The organism is Streptomyces lienomycini (assembly GCF_027947595.1).
GTDB lineage: Bacteria > Actinomycetota > Actinomycetes > Streptomycetales > Streptomycetaceae > Streptomyces > Streptomyces lienomycini.
Genome location: NZ_CP116257.1, coordinates 5,260,606 through 5,277,956 on the forward strand (window position 1 = coordinate 5,260,606; position 17,351 = coordinate 5,277,956).

A 17,351-nucleotide genomic window follows, 5' to 3' on the forward strand; every position below is an offset into this window, starting at 1 on the left:
TTTGCGGCCGAGAGCTTGGTCACAGCGGATGTCGGAGGGGGAACCACGACGAGACGCCGCAGCGGGGTGCGTCAGCGCACGCCCACCGCCGCGAGCGCCCTGCGCTGGTGCGCGCTGGGACGGGCGGGGAAGTACAGGTAGCAGACGCCGCCGGTGCCGGAGACGACCTTGCCACTGGCGTTGTACCGCTTGGTCCTGAGCCAGATGTTCTCCCACTCGCGCCGCTTGTAGACGCGGCGCACGGCGTCGTTGTCGTCCGAGGCCGGGTCGTTGGCGATCACGTCGCCGTCGGCGGTGAAGCCGATGACGGTCATCAGATGGCCCGAGGTGCCGTATCCCGACCCGGTCAGCTCCTCCTCCAGGAACGACTGGGACGTGATGGCCGGGATGCCGGCCGCGACCAGCGTCTCCAGGTCGGTGAGCGAGCCGAGGCGGGTGACCACGCCCTGGAGGCCCGCGAAGGTGGCGGCGTAGGCGGCGTTGAAGGGCCAGTTGCCGCAGCCCTCGTACTGGTTGTCGTACGTGTACCGGGCGGCGTGGCAGACCTGCGGGTCGGCGTAGGAGGGGTCGACCCAGGCGAGTTGCGCCTCGGTGAGGCGGCCGCCCCAGTACTCGACGATCATCTGCGAGGAGGTGGGGCTGCACCAGGCCTCGCCGCCGTTGTCGTACTCGGGGTACTGGCCCTTGTGGATCTCCTGCGAGTAGCGCGGGACGCGCAGTTCCCGGGCGAGTCCGGGGGCGGAGGCCGGGACGGTGAAGCGGTCGGGGACGTCGGAGCCCATCGCGCCGAGCCGCCACACGGTGGGCGTGGTGCGCGTGCCGGGGCGGCGGTGGAGGGTGAGGCGGAGCCGGTAGGAGGCCAGGCGCAGGCCGGTGGAGGCGTCGTCGACCGAGAAGGTGTCGGTCCAGACGCTGCTCCTGCCGTCGCCCTGGTCGTCGACCGAGGTCCGCCGGATGTCCCGGTCGCCGTCACCGGCCGCCCAGCGGCCCATGACGTACCAGGGCGTGTCCGTGCCGTCGGAGTAGGTGCCCTTGAGGTCGACCTGGATCCAGGTGCCGGCCGGGGTGTGCGCGTTCCAGGAGGCGATGGCCTCCGTCGCGGGCACCGCGAGCCGGTGGACGGGCGAGGTCCAGGTCGCGTACTCCCAGGCGGCGGTGGTGCCGGTGTGCGGGTCGGTGTACTCGGTGGTGCCGGCCGGGGTGCCGATCACGACGCCGGGGCGGGCGCCCGCGACGGGACGGGCGCCTTCGGCCGTCCCTCGCCGCCAGTCGTTGAAGGTGGTCCAGGCGCGGTAGTCGACGGGTCGCCGGGCGGAGGCGCGGTCGGGGTCCGGGGCGCCGCCGCCGGTGCCCGCCGCGGGTGCGGCTTCGGCGGCGGCCGGGAGCGCGCCCGCCATGGCGGCCGCGGCGACGGCCGCGGCCAGGACGGCTCTGCGGGACGGCTGTTCGACTCTGCTCATGGGCGGGAGACCCCCAGGTGTCCGGGTCGGGCGGGGCGGGCGGTTCCGTTGCACGGTCGTGGGCCAACTATGGCCGCAGGTGCCCGCTCCTGCCAGCACTTCCACGCACGCCACGCCACCAATATTGGTGTCGACCAGTGGCGGACCGGCCCCGTCCGGTACGGACCGTGGGCGGGCCCCCCGCCCCGTCCCCGGAACGGCACCGTCGCGGACGCGGGCGATTAGAGTGCGCAGCGAACCGTGCCCGCCCCTCCCTCCCCACAGGATCCGCCATCCTCGACCTCGCAGCCCTGCTCCGCCGCCTTCCCCCCTCCTGCGGGCCCGTGCGCCTGGTCGGCGTCGACGGGTACGCCGGGTCCGGGAAGTCCACGTTCGCCGGGCGGCTGGCGGCCGAGTTGGGCGGGGCGCCGGTGCTGCACCTCGACGACATCGCCAGTCACGACGAGCTGTTCGACTGGACCGGGCGGCTGCTCGACCAGGTGATCGAGCCCCTGCGGCGCGGCGCCACCGCGCACTACGCCCCCTACGACTGGCGGGCCCGGCGTTTCGGAGCGCCCCGCCCGCTGCCGGCCGCTCCCGTGGTCCTGGTCGAGGGCGTCGGTGCGGGCCGTGAGGCGCTGCGGCCGCACCTGGCCCGGCTGTTCTGGATGGAGCTGCCCCAAAAGAAGGCGTGGGCGCGCGGACGGGCGCGCGACGGAGCGGAGCAGCGGACGTTCTGGGACGGGTGGATCCCGGCCGAGCGCCGGCACTTCGCCGAGGATCCCTCACGCCCCTACGCGCACCTTCTGGTACGACAGCGCGAACAGGGGTACGAGGTGCTACCGGGGCCCGCGGGAACCGCCTCCGGAGCCCACTTCCTCACGCTGGGTGACGGACCCTCCGCAATGTGTTGAACTGGTGAAGATCGCCGCTCGGTAACCCGCCGACGTGCCCCAACTCCGCTTGACCCAGGGGCCGTACAGGTCTTACGTTCTGAATGTGCGGCAGTTCGAAGCCGCCGGCAGACGCGAAGCCCCCGATTGTTCCCCCGTGATCGGGGGCTTCGTTCTGCCCCGACCCCACTTCGCGGCTGCTCGGTGACGCCGAATGCTCACCCTCGGTCACCGCCGGACCGTGCGCCCCGGATGCTTCCACCTCCTGGAACGGCCCCTCCCCGCACCCTTCGGAGGAATGACCGCCGCGGGTACGATGCCCTCGGTGCGACCTACGGGAGATTGCCGCACGCACCTGCAACTCCGGTCGGCGGTGGCGCCGTTGGCCGAGGCGGTCGACGGGTGACGGCTCGTCGCCATACCGACGGGGGCACGGTAGGTGGGGGACGTGATGGACTTCGGCACGCAGGGCCCGCGGGCTCCGGCCGAACTCGCCTGGCTGCGCGGCGTGGACGCCTACACCATGGGGGCCTACCCGCAGGCGGAGGAGGAGTTCCGGGCCGCCGTACGCATCGATCCCACGATGGCCGACGGCTGGCTGGGACTGCACGCGCTGCGCGTCGACACCACGAACGCGTTGCTGCGAATGTTCCGCAACCGCGACCGCTTCGGCGAGCAGCGCGCCCGCCACCGCCGGACGCTCAACTCCTGGTACTGGCTCGGCTGGTGGGTGCAGCCGGTGCTCGAGAACCCCCGGGACCTGCTGCTGGCGCACGCCTCGCACTGGCTGGACGGCCGGCACGTCCCGGAGCTGGACCGGGCCCTGGCCGGGCTGCCGCCCGTGGACTCCGACTCCCAGGTCCGCTTCCTGCACGCCTGCCGCGCCTACCTCGTCAAGGACTGGGAGCAGCTCGTCCGGCACACCGACCCGCTGCTCGGCGACCCCCTGCTGGGCATCGAGGCGGGACTGTTCAGCGGCATGGCCCGGGTCCGCCTGGAGATGTACGGGCAGGCCGAGCCGCTGCTGTCGGCGGCCCTGATGCGCTGCCGCAGCGAGCAGCCGCAGCGCAAGGAACTGCGCTACTGGCTGGCGCGGGCCCACGAGGGCACGGGGCGCAGCGCCGCCGCACTCCCGCTGTACCGGGCGGTGCACCGCGTCGACCCCGCCTTCATGGACACCTCGGCCCGGCTGGCGGCGATCGCCGAGAGCGACGGCTACGACGACTCCACCGACCTCGCTGGGCTCGTGCCGCCCGGCGCGGGAGCGGAGGCGCTGGACGGGCTCGACCCCCTCTTCGGCACCGAGGAGCGGGACCTCAAACTCTCCACGCCCGAGTCCCCGCTGTCCGTCCCGCTGCCCCCGCTCGGCGGCCCGTCGGTGCGGGAGAAGGCGGGCGGCCCCGACCCGTCCCTGCCGTCCGGGCCGACGGACCCGGCGCTCCTGGAGGAGGCGCTCGCCGAGCTGGAGCGGATGGTGGGCCTCGAACCGGTGAAGCGGCAGGTCAAGGCGTTGTCCGCGCAGCTGAACATGGCGCGGCTGCGGGCCGGGCAGGGCCTGCCCGTGCAACCGCCCAAACGTCACTTCGTCTTCTCCGGCCCCTCCGGCACCGGCAAGACCACCGTGGCCCGCATCCTGGGCCGCGTGTTCTACGCCCTCGGACTGCTCGGCGGCGACCACCTGGTGGAGGCACAGCGGGCCGACCTGGTCGGCGAGTACCTGGGCCAGACCGCCGTGAAGGCGAACGAGCTGATCGACTCCGCGCTCGGCGGCGTCCTCTTCGTCGACGAGGCGTACTCGCTGTCCAACTCCGGTTACGGCAAGGGCGACGCGTACGGCGACGAGGCGCTCCAGGTGCTGCTGAAGCGGGCCGAGGACAACCGGGACCACCTGGTGGTGATCCTGGCCGGCTATCCGGAGGGCATGGACCGGCTGCTGGGCGCCAACCCGGGGCTGTCCTCCCGCTTCACCTCACGGGTGGACTTCCCCTCGTACCGGCCGCTGGAGCTGACCTCGATCGGTGAGGTGCTCGCGGCGGAGAACGGGGACGTGTGGGACGAGGAGGCGCTGGACGAGCTGCGGTCGATCGCGGGGCACGTGGTGGACCAGGGGTGGATCGACGAGTTGGGGAACGGGCGGTTCCTGCGGACGCTGTACGAGAAGAGCTGTGCGTACCGGGATCTGCGGTTGTCCGTGTACCCGGGGATGCTGACCCGGGACGATCTGGCGACCTTGCGGTTGCCGGACCTGATGCAGGCGTACGGGGAGGTTCTGTCGGGCCGGGGGCCGGGGGACCCTTCGGCGGTCTGAGGAGTCGGCGGGGTGCCTCCCGGGCCGTTCGGGCACCGGGGAGGCACGACTGCCCGCGGCGGCGGCACTACGTCGCCAGGGTCACCTCTCTGTGGGCCGGGTCGTTCACCTCGCCCACCAGGAGTTCCAGTACGTCCTCCAGCGCGACCAGGCCGAGCACCTTGCCCGAGGCGTCCGTGACCTGGGCCAGGTGGGTCGCCGCCCGGCGCATCACCGTGAGGGCGTCGTCCAGGGGGAGTTCGGGGCGCAGGGTCGTCATGTGGCGCCACAGGTGCTGGGGGACGGCACGGTCGGACTCCTCCAGGTCGAGGACGTCCTTGACGTGCAGGTATCCCATGAAGGCGCCCTGCTGCGCCGCTATCGGGAAGCGCGAGTACCCGGTGCGCGCGGTGAGTTCGACGATCTCCCCGGGGGTGACCGAGGGGCTGACCGTCACCAGGGACTCACGTCCGAGGAGTACGTCGGTGACCGGGCGGGAGCCCAGTTCCAGGGCGTCCTCCAGGCGCTCCTGCTCCTCGGGGTCGAGCAGTCCGGCCTGGCCGGCGTCCTCCACGAGGCGGTTGAGCTGCTCGCTGGTGAAGACGGCCTCGACCTCGTCCTTGGGCTCGACGTGGAAGAGCCGCAGGATGCCCTGCGCGCAGGCGCCCAGCGCGACGGTGATCGGCCGGCACAGGCGGGCGAAGGCGACCAGGCCGGGGCTGAGCCACAGCGCGGCCTTCTCGGGTGCGGCCATGGCGAGGTTCTTCGGGACCATCTCGCCGATGACGAGGTGGCAGAAGATTACGGCGGCCAGTGCGATGACGTAGCCGAGCGGGTGGATCATGCCGTGCGGCAGGCGGATCCACTCGAAGACCGGTTCCAGCAGGTGCGCGACGGTCGGTTCGGCGACCGCGCCGAGCGTCAGCGAGCAGACGGTGATGCCGAACTGGGCGGCGGCCATCATCTGCGGCAGCCGCTCCAGGCCGTACAGCACCTGGCGGGCGCGGGCGGTGCCGAGCGGTTCGATCTGGCTGCGGCGCACGGAGACGAGTGCGAACTCGGCGCCGACGAAGAAGCCGTTGGCGAGCACGAGCAGGGCGGCGAAGAGGAGTTGCAGGACGCTCATCGGGCGGCCTCCAGCACGGAGACCGGCGCGGTGCGCACCAGTCGTATCCGCTCGGCGCGGTAGTGGCCGACCTGGCGGACCGAGAGCCGCCAGCCGGGCAGTTCCGCCCGGTCTCCGACGGCGGGGATGCGGCCGAGCAGGTCGGCGACGAGTCCGGCCACGGTCTCGTAGGGGCCCTCGGGCGCCTCCAGGCCGACGCGTCGCAGGGCGTCGACGCGGCAGCTGCCGTCGACGTCCCAGGCGGGGCGGCCGTCCTCGGGCGGGGCCGGGGCGAGTTCGGGCACGTCGAGGCCGTCGTGCTCGTCGCGGACCTCGCCGACGAGTTCCTCGACGATGTCCTCCAGGGTGACGACGCCGGCCGTGCCGCCGTACTCGTCGACCACGACCGCGATGGGCTGCTCGCTGCGCAGGCGGGTGAGCAGCGGCCGTACGGGCAGGGTCTCGGGGACGAGCAGCGCCGGGCGGGCGATCCGGCCGGCGGGGGTGCGCAGCCGGTCGTGCACGGGGACCGCGAGGGCGTCCTTGAGGTGGACCATACCGACGATCTCGTCGATCTTCTCCCGGTAGACGGGGAAGCGGGACAGGCCGGTGGCGCGGGTCAGGTTGACGACGTCCTCGGCGGTGGCCGAGGAGTGCAGGGCGCTGACCTTCACGCGGGGGGTCATGACGTGCTGGGCGGTCAGTTCGCCGAGGGACAGGGTCCGTACGAAGAGGTCGGCGGTGTCCTGTTCCAGGGCGCCGGCCCGGGCGGAGTGCCGGGCCAGGGAGACCAGTTCGCCGGGGGTGCGGGCGGAGGCAAGCTCCTCGGCGGGCTCGATGCCGAGCGCGCGGACCAGCCGGTTGGCCACGGTGTTGAGCGTGGCGATCACCGGGTGGAAGAGCCGGGCGAAGGCGTGCTGCGGGCCGGCCACGAAGCGCGCGACCTGGAGCGGCTTGGAGACCGCCCAGTTCTTGGGCACCAGTTCACCGATCACCATCTGCACGGCGGACGCCAGCAGCATGCCGACGACGACCGACACGCCGGACACGGCGCCGTCGGGGACGCCGACCGCGGTGAACGGGCCGTCGAGCAGCCGGGCCAGCGCCGGTTCGGCGAGCATGCCGACGACGAGGGAGGTGATGGTGATGCCGAGCTGGGTGCCGGAGAGCTGGAAGGACAGCTCCTTGAGGGACTCGACGACCCGGCGGGCACGCCGGTCGCCGGCCGCGGCGGCCTGCTCGGCGTCCGGGCGTTCGACGGTCACGAGGCCGAACTCGGCCGCGACGAAGAAGCCGTTGGCGAGGATCAGCAGGAACGCGGCTGCGAGGAGCAGCAGGGGGGTGGTCATGATGCCGCCGCCTGTGGGGTGTCACAGCAGGGGGCGGCGCAGGTACTGCAGGACGGTCCGTCCATCGCCGGAGGGAGTCACTCCTCGGGTAGCAGGAACCCCCGCGCACCGGGCGGAGCGACAGGGGTGGGGACGCGACGGCCGCGTCCTCCTTCCCAGATTAATCACGAAAAGGGTGCCCGCGGCAGGGGCGGCGGCTCCGCGTCAGTCGCACGGAGCCTCGGGGAGGGCGTCGGAACGGGCCTCCACCAGGTCGCGCAGGGCGCGTGCGTCGGCGAGGGCGCGCTGCTTGGCGATGCCGGGCTGGATGCCGAGCGCGGGCAGGCTGGTGCCGTCGCTGAGGTCGAGGAAGACCCAGGGGTCGCCCTGGCGGAGGTTGACCCGGAGGATCTCCGGCCAGGCGAGGCGGCGTGTGGTGGTCAGGTTGACCACGGTGACGCCCGTCTCGTCGGCGGCGACCCGGGGCCGGGCCAGCAGGAGCAGCACGCCCGCCAGGAGGAGTGCCGTCAGCACGAAGCTGAGGCGCTCCCCCGGGCCGAGGCCGGCCAGCACCATCCCGAGCACCGTGACGGTCACGAAGGTGACGGCCGCGAGGACGATCAGGACGGCGCGGGTGCGGCCGGGGCGGAAGGTGACGGGCAGGGCCGGCAGGTCGTCCGGCGTGGTGTCGGGCATGGCGTCGCTCCGGGTCGTGCTCCTGTGCGGCGGGCGGGTCAGAGCCGGCAGGCGTGGATGGCCGTGGTGAGGATGGCCCGGGCGCCGATCTCGTAGAGGTCGTCCATGATCCGCTGGGCCTCCTTGGCGGGGACCATCGCGCGGACGGCGACCCAGCCCTCGTTGTGCAGCGGGGACACGGTCGGGGACTCCAGACCGGGGGTGAGGGCGACGGCCTTCTCCAGCTGCTCGACCCGGCAGTCGTAGTCCATCATCACGTAGGTCCGGGCGACCAGGACGCCCTGGAGACGGCGCAGGAACTGCTGGACCTTGGGCTCGGTGGTGGCGTCGGGCTCGGCGTCCGAGCGGCGGATGACGACGGCCTCGGACTTCATGATGGGCTCGCCGAACACCTCGAGGCCCGCGTTGCGCAGGGAGGTGCCGGTCTCGACGACGTCCGCGATGACCTCGGCGACGCCCAGTTCGATGGCGGTCTCGACGGCGCCGTCGAGGTGGACGACGGAGGCGTCGACGCCCCGGTCGGCCAGGTGGGCGGCGACGATGCCCTCGTAGGAGGTGGCGACGGTGCGGCCCTTGAGGTCGTCGATGCCGTGCGCGGTGCCGGGCTTGCCGGCGAAGCGGAAGGTGGAGCGGGCGAAGCCGAGCGGGAGGATCTCCTCGGCGTGGGCGCCGGAGTCGATCAGCAGGTCGCGGCCGGTGATGCCGATGTCGAGCTTGCCGGAGGAGACGTAGATCGCGATGTCGCGGGGGCGGAGGTAGAAGAACTCGACCTCGTTGACCGGGTCGACGATCCGGAGTTCCTTGGACTCGCGGCGCTGCTGGTAGCCGGCCTCATGCAGCATCTCCCCCGCGGGGCCTGACAGGGAACCCTTGTTGGGGACGGCGATGCGCAGCATGAGGTCGGCTTCCTTCGCGTGACGGGTGCGTGACGGGGTGGGTGGAACGGGGAACAGGGCTTACAGGTGGGCGTACACGTCGTCCAGGGAGATGCCGCGGGCGACCATCATCACCTGGACGTGGTAGAGCAGCTGGGAGATCTCCTCGGCGGCGGCTTCCTTGCCCTCGTGCTCGGCGGCCATCCAGACCTCCGCGGCCTCCTCGACGACCTTCTTGCCGATGGCATGGACGCCCTTGTCGACCAGTTCGGCGGTGCGGGAGGTGGCGGGATCGCCGTTGGCTGCCTTGTGCTGGAGCTCGGTGAACAGCTCCTCGAACGTCTTCTTGGACATGGTGGCCCCCACTTTACGCGTGCGCCGGACGGCCTAGCGCCACGGTTCGGATACTGAGCGGAGCGTGGCCGCCGTGGCGACGGCCGCGGTCACCGCCTCGTGCCCCTTGTCCTCGCGGGAGCCCTCGATGCCGGCCCGGTCCAGGGCCTGCTCCTCGGTGTCGCAGGTGAGGACGCCGAAGCCGACGGGGACGCCGGTCTCGACGGAGACCTGGACGAGGCCCTGGGTGACGCCCTGGCACACGTAGTCGAAGTGGGGGGTGCCGCCGCGGATGACGACGCCGAGGGCGACGATGGCGTCGTAGCCGCGGCCCGCGAGGACCTTGGCGACGACCGGCAGCTCGAAGCTGCCGGGGACGCGGAGCAGGGTCGGCTCGTCGATGCCGAGTTCACGCAGGGCGCGCAGGGCGCCGTCCACCAGTCCGTCCATCACCTTGTCGTGCCACTGCGACGCGATCACGGCGACCCTGAGGTCTCCGACGTTGCGTACGGACAGTTCCGGTGCACCCTTGCCGCTCACGTGTCTCCTCGTCTCGCTTGCTTACTGGTTGCCGCAGGTGGACACGGGGGTCGTGTCCAGCCAGGGCAGGTCGTGTCCCATCCGGTCCCGCTTGGTGCGCAGGTAGCGGAGGTTGTGCTCGCCGGCCTGGACGGGCATGGGCTCGCGGCCGGTGACCTCGATGCCGTGCCGTTCGAGGGCGTCGCTCTTGTCGGGGTTGTTGGTCATCAGGCGGACCGTGCGGACGCCGAGGTCCTCGAGGATCCGGGCGCCGGCGCCGTAGTCGCGGGCGTCGGCGGGCAGGCCGAGTTCGAGGTTGGCGTCGAGGGTGTCGCGGCCGCGCTCCTGGAGTTCGTAGGCGCGCAGCTTGGACATCAGGCCGATGCCGCGTCCCTCGTGGCCGCGCAGGTAGACGACGACGCCGCGGCCCTCGGCCTGGATGCGGTCCAGGGAGGCGTCGAGCTGGGGGCCGCAGTCGCAGCGCTGGGAGCCGAAGACGTCGCCGGTGAGGCACTCGGAGTGGACACGGACCAGGACGTCGGCGCCGTCGCCGATCTCGCCGTGCACGAGGGCGACGTGCTCGACGCCGTCGACCGTGGAGCGGTAGCCGTACGCGGTGAACTCGCCGTGCGTGGTGGGCAGTCGGACCTCGGCCTCGCGGCGGACGGTGGGCTCCTCGCTGCGCCGGTAGGCGACGAGGTCCTCGATGGAGATGATCGTCAGGCCGTGCTTGCGGGCGAACGGGATCAGCTCGGGCAGCCGCAGCATGCGCCCGTCCTCCCCCGCGATCTCCACGATGGCGCCGGCCGGGCGCAGCCCCGCGAGGCGGGCGAGGTCGACGGCGGCCTCGGTGTGGCCGTCGCGGACGAGCACGCCGCCGGACCGGGCGCGCAGCGGGAAGACGTGCCCGGGGCGGACCAGGTCGGCGGGTTCGGCGGTGCCGCCCGCCAGGAGTCGCAGGGTGGTGGCGCGGTCGGCGGCGGAGATGCCGGTGCTCACGCCGTGCGTGGCGGTGGCGTCCACGGAGACGGTGAAGGCCGTCTTCATGGACTCGGTGTTGTCGTCGACCATCTGCGGGAGGCGGAGCCGGTCCAGTTCCTCGCCCTCCATGGGGGCGCAGATCAGGCCGCGGCACTCGGTCATCATGAAGGCGACGATCTCCTCGGTCGCCTTCTCGGCGGCGACGACGAGGTCGCCCTCGTTCTCGCGGTTCTCGTCGTCGACGACCACGACGGGGCGGCCCGCGGCGATGTCGGCGACGGCCCGCTCGACGGGGTCGAGGGAGAGGTCGTCGATGCCGTCGGGGCTGTAGAGGATGGGTGCCGTGCTCATGCGGGCGCTCCTTCCGGGAGGGGGCGGGCCGCGTCGCGCGAGCGCAGCCACCAGTCGCGCAGGCCCCACAGGACGAGCGCGCCGTAGAGGACGTAGACGAAGCCGGAGAAGGCGAAGCCGTTGGCGAAGTTGAGCGGGACGCCGACGAGGTCGACGAGCAGCCAGGCGAACCAGAACTCGACCATGCCGCGCGCCTGGGCGTACATGGCGACGACGGTGCCGACGAAGATGTACGCGTCCGGCCAGGGGTCCCAGGAAAGGGTCGGGAAGGCGGTGAACAGACCGCCCACCGCGAGGGTGCCGACGGCGGCCGCGGCGACCAGCGCGCCGCGTTCGCGCCAGGTGGCGAACCGTACGGCGATGGAGCCGTCCTGGCTCTGCTGCCGGCCCCGGTTCCACTGCCAGAAGCCCCAGGCGGCGACGACCATGACGACGAGCTGCTTGCCGGCGCTGCCGGAGAGGTGGGCGGTGGCGAAGGCGGCGAGGAGGACGAGTCCGGAGGCGAACTGCACGGGCCAGGTCCAGATCGAGCGTCGCCAGCCGAGGGCGAGGCCGAGCAGACCGATCACGTTGCCGATCATGTCCGACCACTTGATGTGCTGGTCGAAGAGGGTGAACGCCTCGGAGTTGAGCCAGTTCACCGGGTGCCCCCCTGCGTGCCGAGCAGCCGCTCCACGTACTTGGCGATGACGTCCACCTCGAGGTTGACCGGGTCGCCGGGCTGCTTGATGCCGAGCGTGGTCAGGGCGAGGGTGGTGGGGATGAGGCTGACGGTGAAGAAGTCGGGACCGGCGTCGACGACGGTGAGACTGATGCCGTCGACGGTGATGGAGCCCTTCTCCACGACGTAGCGGGCGAGGTCGGCGGGCAGGGAGATCTTCACGAGCTCCCAGTGCTCGGAGGGCTTGCGCTCCAGGATCTCGCCGGTGCCGTCGACGTGGCCCTGCACGATGTGGCCGCCGAGCCGGGCGCCGACGGCGGTGGGGCGTTCCAGGTTGACGCGGGAGCCGACGGCGAGGACGCCGAGGCTGGAGCGCTTCAGGGTCTCGGCCATGACGTCGGCGGTGAACTCGTCGCCCTCGTGGTCGACGACCGTGAGGCAGACGCCGTTGACGGCGATGGAGTCGCCGTGGCGGGCTCCCTCGGTGACCGCGGGGCCGCGCAGGCGGAAGCGACAGGCGTCGTCGAGGGTCTCGACGGCGGTGATCTCGCCCAACTCTTCGACGATTCCGGTGAACACTTCCCGGGTCCTCCTGCCTCTTCGGGCACGGACTCCGGGGCTGTCGACGAACGACAGAAGGGACGGACGGGTACTCGGAACGACGACGCCGGACGGGGCCCGCCCGTGACGGACGTGCCCCAGAGATCGGCGGCGCGCACGTGTGCTCGCCCGCCGCGCACTGCCTCCCATCCGGACTTTAACCGTCGGTCCAGGAATTTCACCTGGTCAACCGGCCGCTGGAAGCGACCGGGTCGCGGACTGTAACCGCCGGTTCGGACTTTCACCGACCCCGGAGTGCGCTGCTTCTGGTACAGGGCCAGTGTGCCACGCCCGGCGGCCGTCCATACGGACGGAGTGTGTGGAGTGGATCACAGAGCGCTCCTCCGGCTGGACTCCACCGCGCCGTGCTGCTCCAACCGGGCCGCGATCCAGGCGCGTTGAGATTGGTCCATACCTATTGACTCACTGGTCTAGTCCTCTCTAGGGTCTGCGCAACTTCCGTGGAGAGGAACCGACTGTGCCTTCCCCGTCACGCTCCAGATCCCGCCGCAGAGCGGCGCCGGCCCTGTTCGCGGCGGCCGCCGCCGTAGCCGGCCTGCTGCTCGCCGGTCTCCCGGCGACCGCGTCGCAGGCCGCCGCCCAGGACTCCTGTCGACCCGACGGGCTCTACCGGACGCCCGGCGTCGACGTCCCCTACTGCTCGGTCTACGACGCGGACGGCAGGGAGAAGATGGGCGCCGACCACCCGCGCCGGGTGATCGGCTACTTCACGGGCTGGCGCACGGGCAAGGACGGCAAGCCGGCCTACCTCGCCTCGGACATCCCGTGGGACAAGGTCACCCACATCAACTACGCCTTCGCGCACGTCGACGGCGGCAACCGGCTCTCCGTCGGCCCGGACGGCGAGAAGAACGCGGCGACCGGCATGACCTGGCCCGGGGTCGCGGGCGCCGAGATGGACCCGGGGCTCCCCTACAAGGGCCACTTCAACCTGCTGGGCAAGTTCAAGAAGCAGCACCCGGACGTCAAGACGATGATCTCGGTGGGCGGCTGGGCCGAGACGGGCGGCTACCTCGCGGACGACGGCTCGCGCGTGGACTCCGGCGGCTTCTACTCCATGGCCACCAAGGCCGACGGCTCGGTCAACCAGGCCGGCATCGACACCTTCGCCGACTCGGCGGTCGACTTCGTCCGGAAGTACGGCTTCAACGGCGTCGACATCGACTACGAGTACCCGACCACGATGAAGGACGCGGGCAACCCGCTCGACTGGTCCCTTGCCAACGGCCGCCGGGCCGGGCTGGTCAAGGGCTACGCGGCGCTGATGAAGACGCTGCGCGAGAAGCTGGACCGCGCGGGCGCCGCGGACGGCAGGCACTACCTGCTCTCCGTCGCCGCGCCCTCCTCCGGCTATCTGCTGCGCGGCATGGAGACCTTCCAGGTCCAGAAGTACCTGGACTACGTCAACATCATGTCGTACGACCTGCACGGCGCCTGGAACGAGTACGTCGGCCCGAACGCCTCGCTCTTCGACGACGGCAGGGACGCCGAACTGGCCGCCGCGAACGTCTACGGCAGCGCCCAGTACGGCGGTGTCGGCTACCTCAACACCGACTGGGCCTACCACTACTTCCGCGGCTCCATGCCGGCCGGCCGCATCAACATCGGCCTGCCGTACTACACCCGCGGCCACAAGAACGTTCAGGGCGGCACCGACGGCCTGTGGGGCAAGGCGTCCGCGTCCACCTGCCCGGCGGGCTCCGGCCTGACCAAGTGCGGTGACGGCGCCGTCGGCATCGACAACCTCTGGCACGACCTCGACACCAACGGCAAGGAGTCCCCGGCGGGCTCCAACCCCATGTGGCACGCCAAGAACCTGGAGAAGGGCATCGTCGGCGACTACGTCACCGACTACGGCTTCCCTGCGGACACGAAGCTGACCGGTACCTACGCCCGCAAGTACGACGCGACGCTGGTCGCCCCCTGGCTGTGGAACGCCGAGAAGAAGGTGTTCCTGTCCACCGAGGACGAGCAGTCGGTCGGGGCCAAGGCCGACTACGTGGTGGACCGCGGCATCGGCGGCGCGATGATCTGGGAGCTGGCCGGCGACTACGGCTGGAACGCCGCCAAGGGCCAGTACGAGATGGGCGACACCCTCACCTCGCTGATGTACGACACGTTCAAGTCGGCCGCGCCGTACGGCGCGAAGAAGTCCAACGCGGACCTGCCGGCGCAGGCCGTGGACGTGGACGTGGAGTTCACCGACTTCAAGCTGGGCGACTCCAACTACCCGATCACGCCCAAGCTGCGGATCACGAACAACACGGGGACCGCGCTGCCGGGCGGCACGGAGTTCCAGTTCGACTACGGGACCTCGGCCCCGGGGAACGCCTCCGACCAGTCCGGTTTCGGCACCAAGGTCATCCACAGCGACCACACGGGCGGCAACGTGGGCGGCCTGAAGGGCGACTTCCACCGGGTGTCGCTGAAGCTGCCGGCGTGGCAGTCGCTGGCGCCGGGCGCGACCGTCGACCTGGCGTTCAACTACTACCTGCCCGTGTCGACCCCGTCGAACTGGACGGTGACGATCGGCGGCACGGCGTACGCCCTGGCCGGTGACCTCGCCCGGGGCACGACCGTGGTGGACCCGGGGACGCAGACCCCCACCCCCACGCCCACGCCCACGCCCACGGGTACCGCGTCCCCGGGGCCGAGCCCCAGCCCGACGGGCGGGACCGGGCAGTGCGCCGCCCCGGCCTGGGACACGGCCTCGTCCTACGGCGGCGGCACCTCCGTGTCCCACCGGGGGCACACGTGGAAGTCCAAGTGGTGGACGAAGGGCGAGGAGCCCGGAACCACCGGTGAATGGGGTGTCTGGCAGGACCTCGGAGCCTGCTGACCCCCGGCCGAACGGGCCCGGCGGCGGTGACGAAGGCCCTTGCCCGCCGCCGGGTCACCCCACCGCACCCTGCCGGGCTCTGGCAGGGTGCGGTCATGACCACCGCGACTACCCCGAGCGCCTCCGACGAGTTCGAACGGCACCGCCCCCGCCTCTTCGGACTCGCCTACCGCATGCTGGGCTCCGCCGACGAGGCCGAGGACACGGTCCAGGACGCCTGGCTGCGCTTCACGGCGGCCGACCGGACGGGGATCGAGCATCCGGGGGCGTGGCTGGCCAAGGTCGTCACCAACCTCTGCCTGACCCGCCTCACCTCCGCGCGCGCCCGCCGCGAGAGCTACGTCGGCACCTGGCTGCCGGAGCCCGTCGCCACCGCGGACGGCACGCTGGGTCCGCTGGAGTCGGCCGAGCAGCGCGACGCCGTGTCCACCGCGCTGCTCCTGCTGCTGGAGCGCCTCACCCCGACCGAGCGGGCGGTGTACGTGCTGCGGGAGGCGTTCGCGTACGGGTACCGGGAGATCGCCGGGGTCCTGGACCTGGGCGAGGCCAACTGCCGTCAGCTGTACCGCCGGGCGGCGCGGCGGGTGGGGGAGCCGGGATCCCGGTTCGAACCCGCGCCCGGGCGGCGGGAGCGGCTGGTCGCGTCGTTCCTCACCGCGGCGCGCGAGGGCGACCTGACGGGTCTGGAGAGGCTGCTCGCCGAGGACGTGACCTGGTGGAGCGACGGCGGTGGCAAGGTCTCCGCGGCCCGCCGCCCCGTCGAGGGCCGGGACAAGGTCCTGCGCCTGATGGCGGGCGTGCTGCGGCGCTACGCGACGGGCTGGGAACTCACCCTCGCCGAGATCAACGGAGCGCCGGCGCTGGTCGCGCGTTCGGGTGCGGTGCTCGTCGGCGTGCTGTCGTTCGAGCTGCGCGACGGTGCGATCGGCGAACTGCACGCCGTGATGAACCCGGACAAACTGGGATTCGCAGGCCGTCAGCTGGCCCGGCCGTGAGATGTCCGCCCCGACGTTGTCACATTCCGCGGGGGTCGCGCGGTCCCAGCTGACGACAGGGCGCCCCACCCGGGGGCCCCGCGTCCGACAGGGGCTGAACAGCATGACGACGATCCTGGTGACCGGCGGCACCGGCACGCTCGGCCGGCTCGTCACGGACCGGTTGCGGGCCGACGGGCACGAGGTGCGGGTGCTCAGCCGGCACAGCGAGCCGTACGCCGTCGACCTGCGCGAGGGCGGCCGCGCTCTCGACACGGCGCTCGCCGGAGTCGACACGGTCGTGCACTGCGCGACGACCCTGCGCGGCGGTGACGAGCGGTCGGCCGCGAACCTGGTCGCGGCGGCCCGGCGGGCCGGGGTGGCCCACCTGGTCTACATCTCGATCGTCGGCGTCGACCGGGTGCCGTACGGCTACTACCGGTCCAAGCTCGCCGTCGAGAAGGCGGTGGAGGAGTCGGGCCTCGGGTGGACGGTGCTGCGGACGACCCAGTTCCACGACCTGGTGGTGGGGGTGCTCCGGGTGCTGACCAGGGTGCCGTTCGTGGTGCCGTCCCTCGGCGTCCGCGACCAGCCGGTGGAGGTGGCGGAGGTCGCGGACCGGCTCGCCGCACTGGCCGTGGGCGCCCCCGCCGGGCGGGTGCCGGACATGGGCGGTCCCGAGGTGCGCACCTTCGGGTCACTGGCCCGCGCGTACCTGGACGCGACGGGACGCCACCGGGCCGTGGTGAACGTGCCTCTCGCGGGGAAGGCTTACCGCGCGTTCCGCGAGGGCGGGCACCTCGCGCCCGGGCACGCGGTCGGCAAGGTCACGTTCGAGGAGTATCTGGCGGCACGGTTCGGCGGCGGGGAGGACGGGCGGCGCGGATGAGCGGACAGGTGGGGCCGCGAACGAGCGGACGGGTGGGCGGCGGATGAGCGCGCGGGCGTGGCTGCGGGCGGGACTGGGACTGCTCGCGGGCGGCCAGGTGGTGCTGGGGCTGTGGATCCTGCTGCTGCCCGAGCTGTTCTGGAAGTGGCCCTGGGTGTCGCACCTGCCGCCCTACAACGAGCATCTGCTCCAGGACTTCGGCGGGGCGAGCCTCGGACTCGCCGTGGTGCTGTGCGCGGCGGTGGCGGTGATGGAACGCCGCCTGGTGCTGACGGCCCTGGTGGCCTACCTGGTCTCCTCCGTCGCCCACCTCCTCTTCCACGCCCGGCATCTGGAGCCCCTGTCGGCGCCGAGCGCCGCGGGCTTCATGGTGCTGCTGGGGGCGGCGGTGCTGCTCCCGGCGGTACTGGTGTGGCTGGCGGCGGACGGGTCGGCGTTCCGGGAGCCGGGCCCCACGGGGAGGCGGACGGCGCCCTGAGCGGCGGCCCGCGGGCGCCGCGGGGTCCCGACCGGGCGGCCCGGGGGCCCGACCGGATGGCCCGGGGGCCCGACCGGACGGC

Annotated in this window: 16 protein-coding genes and 1 riboswitch; of the genes, 6 read left to right on the top strand and 10 right to left on the bottom strand. The window is 72.3% G+C overall.

Annotated features, from left to right (window positions below; all coding sequences use genetic code 11):
- Positions 1 to 71: 71 nt before the first annotated feature.
- A complete protein-coding gene (locus BJ961_RS23910; protein WP_271414856.1) occupies positions 72 to 1,460 on the bottom strand; it encodes a peptidase C39 family protein in 1,389 nt (462 codons plus the stop codon).
- Between the two features lie 272 nt (positions 1,461 to 1,732).
- On the opposite strand from BJ961_RS23910, the gene BJ961_RS23915 reads away from it, so the two are divergent.
- A complete protein-coding gene (locus tag BJ961_RS23915; RefSeq protein WP_381161348.1) occupies positions 1,733 to 2,353 on the top strand; it encodes a uridine kinase family protein in 621 nt (206 codons plus the stop codon).
- Between the two features lie 430 nt (positions 2,354 to 2,783).
- A complete protein-coding gene (locus BJ961_RS23920; protein WP_271414858.1) occupies positions 2,784 to 4,640 on the top strand; it encodes an AAA family ATPase in 1,857 nt (618 codons plus the stop codon).
- Positions 4,641 to 4,707: 67 nt separating this feature from the next.
- Here BJ961_RS23920 and BJ961_RS23925 read toward each other — a convergent pair whose 3' ends face one another.
- The 9 genes from BJ961_RS23925 to BJ961_RS23965 form a co-directional block, all read right to left on the bottom strand.
- A complete protein-coding gene (locus BJ961_RS23925) occupies positions 4,708 to 5,745 on the bottom strand; it encodes a hemolysin family protein (protein ID WP_271414859.1) in 1,038 nt (345 codons plus the stop codon).
- Positions 5,742 to 7,073 carry a hemolysin family protein gene (locus BJ961_RS23930; RefSeq protein ID WP_271414860.1) on the bottom strand — a complete coding sequence of 444 codons (1,332 nt, stop codon included), beginning with the start codon at positions 7,071 to 7,073 and terminating at the stop codon, positions 5,742 to 5,744. Before BJ961_RS23930 ends, BJ961_RS23925 begins: the two co-directional genes overlap by 4 nt.
- 204 nt (positions 7,074 to 7,277) lie before the next feature.
- Positions 7,278 to 7,748 (bottom strand): PH domain-containing protein, encoded by a 471-nt coding sequence (locus BJ961_RS23935; RefSeq protein ID WP_271414861.1) that lies wholly within the window; start codon positions 7,746 to 7,748, stop codon positions 7,278 to 7,280.
- A 38-nt stretch (positions 7,749 to 7,786) separates the two neighbouring features.
- Positions 7,787 to 8,644, bottom strand: coding sequence for an ATP phosphoribosyltransferase (gene hisG / locus BJ961_RS23940; RefSeq protein WP_271414862.1), 858 nt, complete (start codon positions 8,642 to 8,644; stop codon positions 7,787 to 7,789).
- A gap of 60 nt (positions 8,645 to 8,704) precedes the next feature.
- Positions 8,705 to 8,977 carry a phosphoribosyl-ATP diphosphatase gene (locus tag BJ961_RS23945; RefSeq protein ID WP_055564821.1) on the bottom strand — a complete coding sequence of 91 codons (273 nt, stop codon included), beginning with the start codon at positions 8,975 to 8,977 and terminating at the stop codon, positions 8,705 to 8,707.
- A 33-nt stretch (positions 8,978 to 9,010) separates the two neighbouring features.
- On the bottom strand, positions 9,011 to 9,496 hold the full coding sequence (gene ribH, locus BJ961_RS23950; RefSeq protein WP_271414863.1) for a 6,7-dimethyl-8-ribityllumazine synthase: 486 nt from the start codon (positions 9,494 to 9,496) through the stop codon (positions 9,011 to 9,013).
- Positions 9,497 to 9,517: 21 nt separating this feature from the next.
- Positions 9,518 to 10,807: a bifunctional 3,4-dihydroxy-2-butanone-4-phosphate synthase/GTP cyclohydrolase II gene (locus BJ961_RS23955; RefSeq protein WP_271414864.1), complete on the bottom strand. Its 1,290-nt coding sequence runs from the start codon at positions 10,805 to 10,807 to the stop codon at positions 9,518 to 9,520.
- Entirely contained in the window at positions 10,804 to 11,448 is a 645-nt protein-coding gene (locus BJ961_RS23960; RefSeq protein WP_271414865.1) for a nicotinamide mononucleotide transporter family protein, read from the bottom strand. The genes BJ961_RS23955 and BJ961_RS23960 overlap by 4 nt, the downstream gene beginning before the upstream one ends.
- The gene (locus tag BJ961_RS23965; protein ID WP_271414866.1) at positions 11,445 to 12,047 is read right to left on the bottom strand and encodes a riboflavin synthase; all 603 of its coding nucleotides are present in this window, start codon (positions 12,045 to 12,047) and stop codon (positions 11,445 to 11,447) included. The genes BJ961_RS23960 and BJ961_RS23965 overlap by 4 nt, the downstream gene beginning before the upstream one ends.
- A gap of 153 nt (positions 12,048 to 12,200) precedes the next feature.
- Positions 12,201 to 12,331, bottom strand: a riboswitch (FMN riboswitch).
- 215 nt (positions 12,332 to 12,546) lie between these two features.
- On the opposite strand from BJ961_RS23965, the gene BJ961_RS23970 reads away from it, so the two are divergent.
- The 4 genes from BJ961_RS23970 to BJ961_RS23985 all read left to right on the top strand — a co-directional run bounded on the left by BJ961_RS23970 (position 12,547) and on the right by BJ961_RS23985 (position 17,269).
- On the top strand, positions 12,547 to 14,928 hold the full coding sequence (locus BJ961_RS23970; RefSeq protein WP_271414867.1) for a chitinase C-terminal domain-containing protein: 2,382 nt from the start codon (positions 12,547 to 12,549) through the stop codon (positions 14,926 to 14,928).
- 95 nt (positions 14,929 to 15,023) lie between these two features.
- Entirely contained in the window at positions 15,024 to 15,923 is a 900-nt protein-coding gene (locus BJ961_RS23975; protein ID WP_271414868.1) for an RNA polymerase sigma-70 factor, read from the top strand.
- A gap of 103 nt (positions 15,924 to 16,026) precedes the next feature.
- A complete protein-coding gene (locus tag BJ961_RS23980) occupies positions 16,027 to 16,791 on the top strand; it encodes an SDR family oxidoreductase (protein ID WP_271414869.1) in 765 nt (254 codons plus the stop codon).
- 43 nt (positions 16,792 to 16,834) lie between these two features.
- Positions 16,835 to 17,269 (top strand): hypothetical protein, encoded by a 435-nt coding sequence (locus BJ961_RS23985; protein WP_271414870.1) that lies wholly within the window; start codon positions 16,835 to 16,837, stop codon positions 17,267 to 17,269.
- Positions 17,270 to 17,351 lie beyond the last annotated feature (82 nt).

What these genes read in the sequence shown, in the direction of transcription:
- BJ961_RS23920 (WP_271414858.1), top strand. Translation starts at nt 2,784, where the DNA reads ATGGACTTCGGCACGCAGGGCCCGCGGGCTCCGGCCGAACTCGCCTGG.
- BJ961_RS23945 (WP_055564821.1), bottom strand. Translation starts at nt 8,977, where the DNA reads ATGTCCAAGAAGACGTTCGAGGAGCTGTTCACCGAGCTCCAGCACAAG.
- hisG (WP_271414862.1), bottom strand. Translation starts at nt 8,644, where the DNA reads ATGCTGCGCATCGCCGTCCCCAACAAGGGTTCCCTGTCAGGCCCCGCG.
- BJ961_RS23975 (WP_271414868.1), top strand. Translation starts at nt 15,024, where the DNA reads ATGACCACCGCGACTACCCCGAGCGCCTCCGACGAGTTCGAACGGCAC.
- BJ961_RS23910 (WP_271414856.1), bottom strand. Translation starts at nt 1,460, where the DNA reads ATGAGCAGAGTCGAACAGCCGTCCCGCAGAGCCGTCCTGGCCGCGGCC.
- BJ961_RS23985 (WP_271414870.1), top strand. Translation starts at nt 16,835, where the DNA reads ATGAGCGCGCGGGCGTGGCTGCGGGCGGGACTGGGACTGCTCGCGGGC.
- BJ961_RS23930 (WP_271414860.1), bottom strand. Translation starts at nt 7,073, where the DNA reads ATGACCACCCCCCTGCTGCTCCTCGCAGCCGCGTTCCTGCTGATCCTC.
- BJ961_RS23955 (WP_271414864.1), bottom strand. Translation starts at nt 10,807, where the DNA reads ATGAGCACGGCACCCATCCTCTACAGCCCCGACGGCATCGACGACCTC.
- BJ961_RS23935 (WP_271414861.1), bottom strand. Translation starts at nt 7,748, where the DNA reads ATGCCCGACACCACGCCGGACGACCTGCCGGCCCTGCCCGTCACCTTC.
- BJ961_RS23980 (WP_271414869.1), top strand. Translation starts at nt 16,027, where the DNA reads ATGACGACGATCCTGGTGACCGGCGGCACCGGCACGCTCGGCCGGCTC.
- BJ961_RS23925 (WP_271414859.1), bottom strand. Translation starts at nt 5,745, where the DNA reads ATGAGCGTCCTGCAACTCCTCTTCGCCGCCCTGCTCGTGCTCGCCAAC.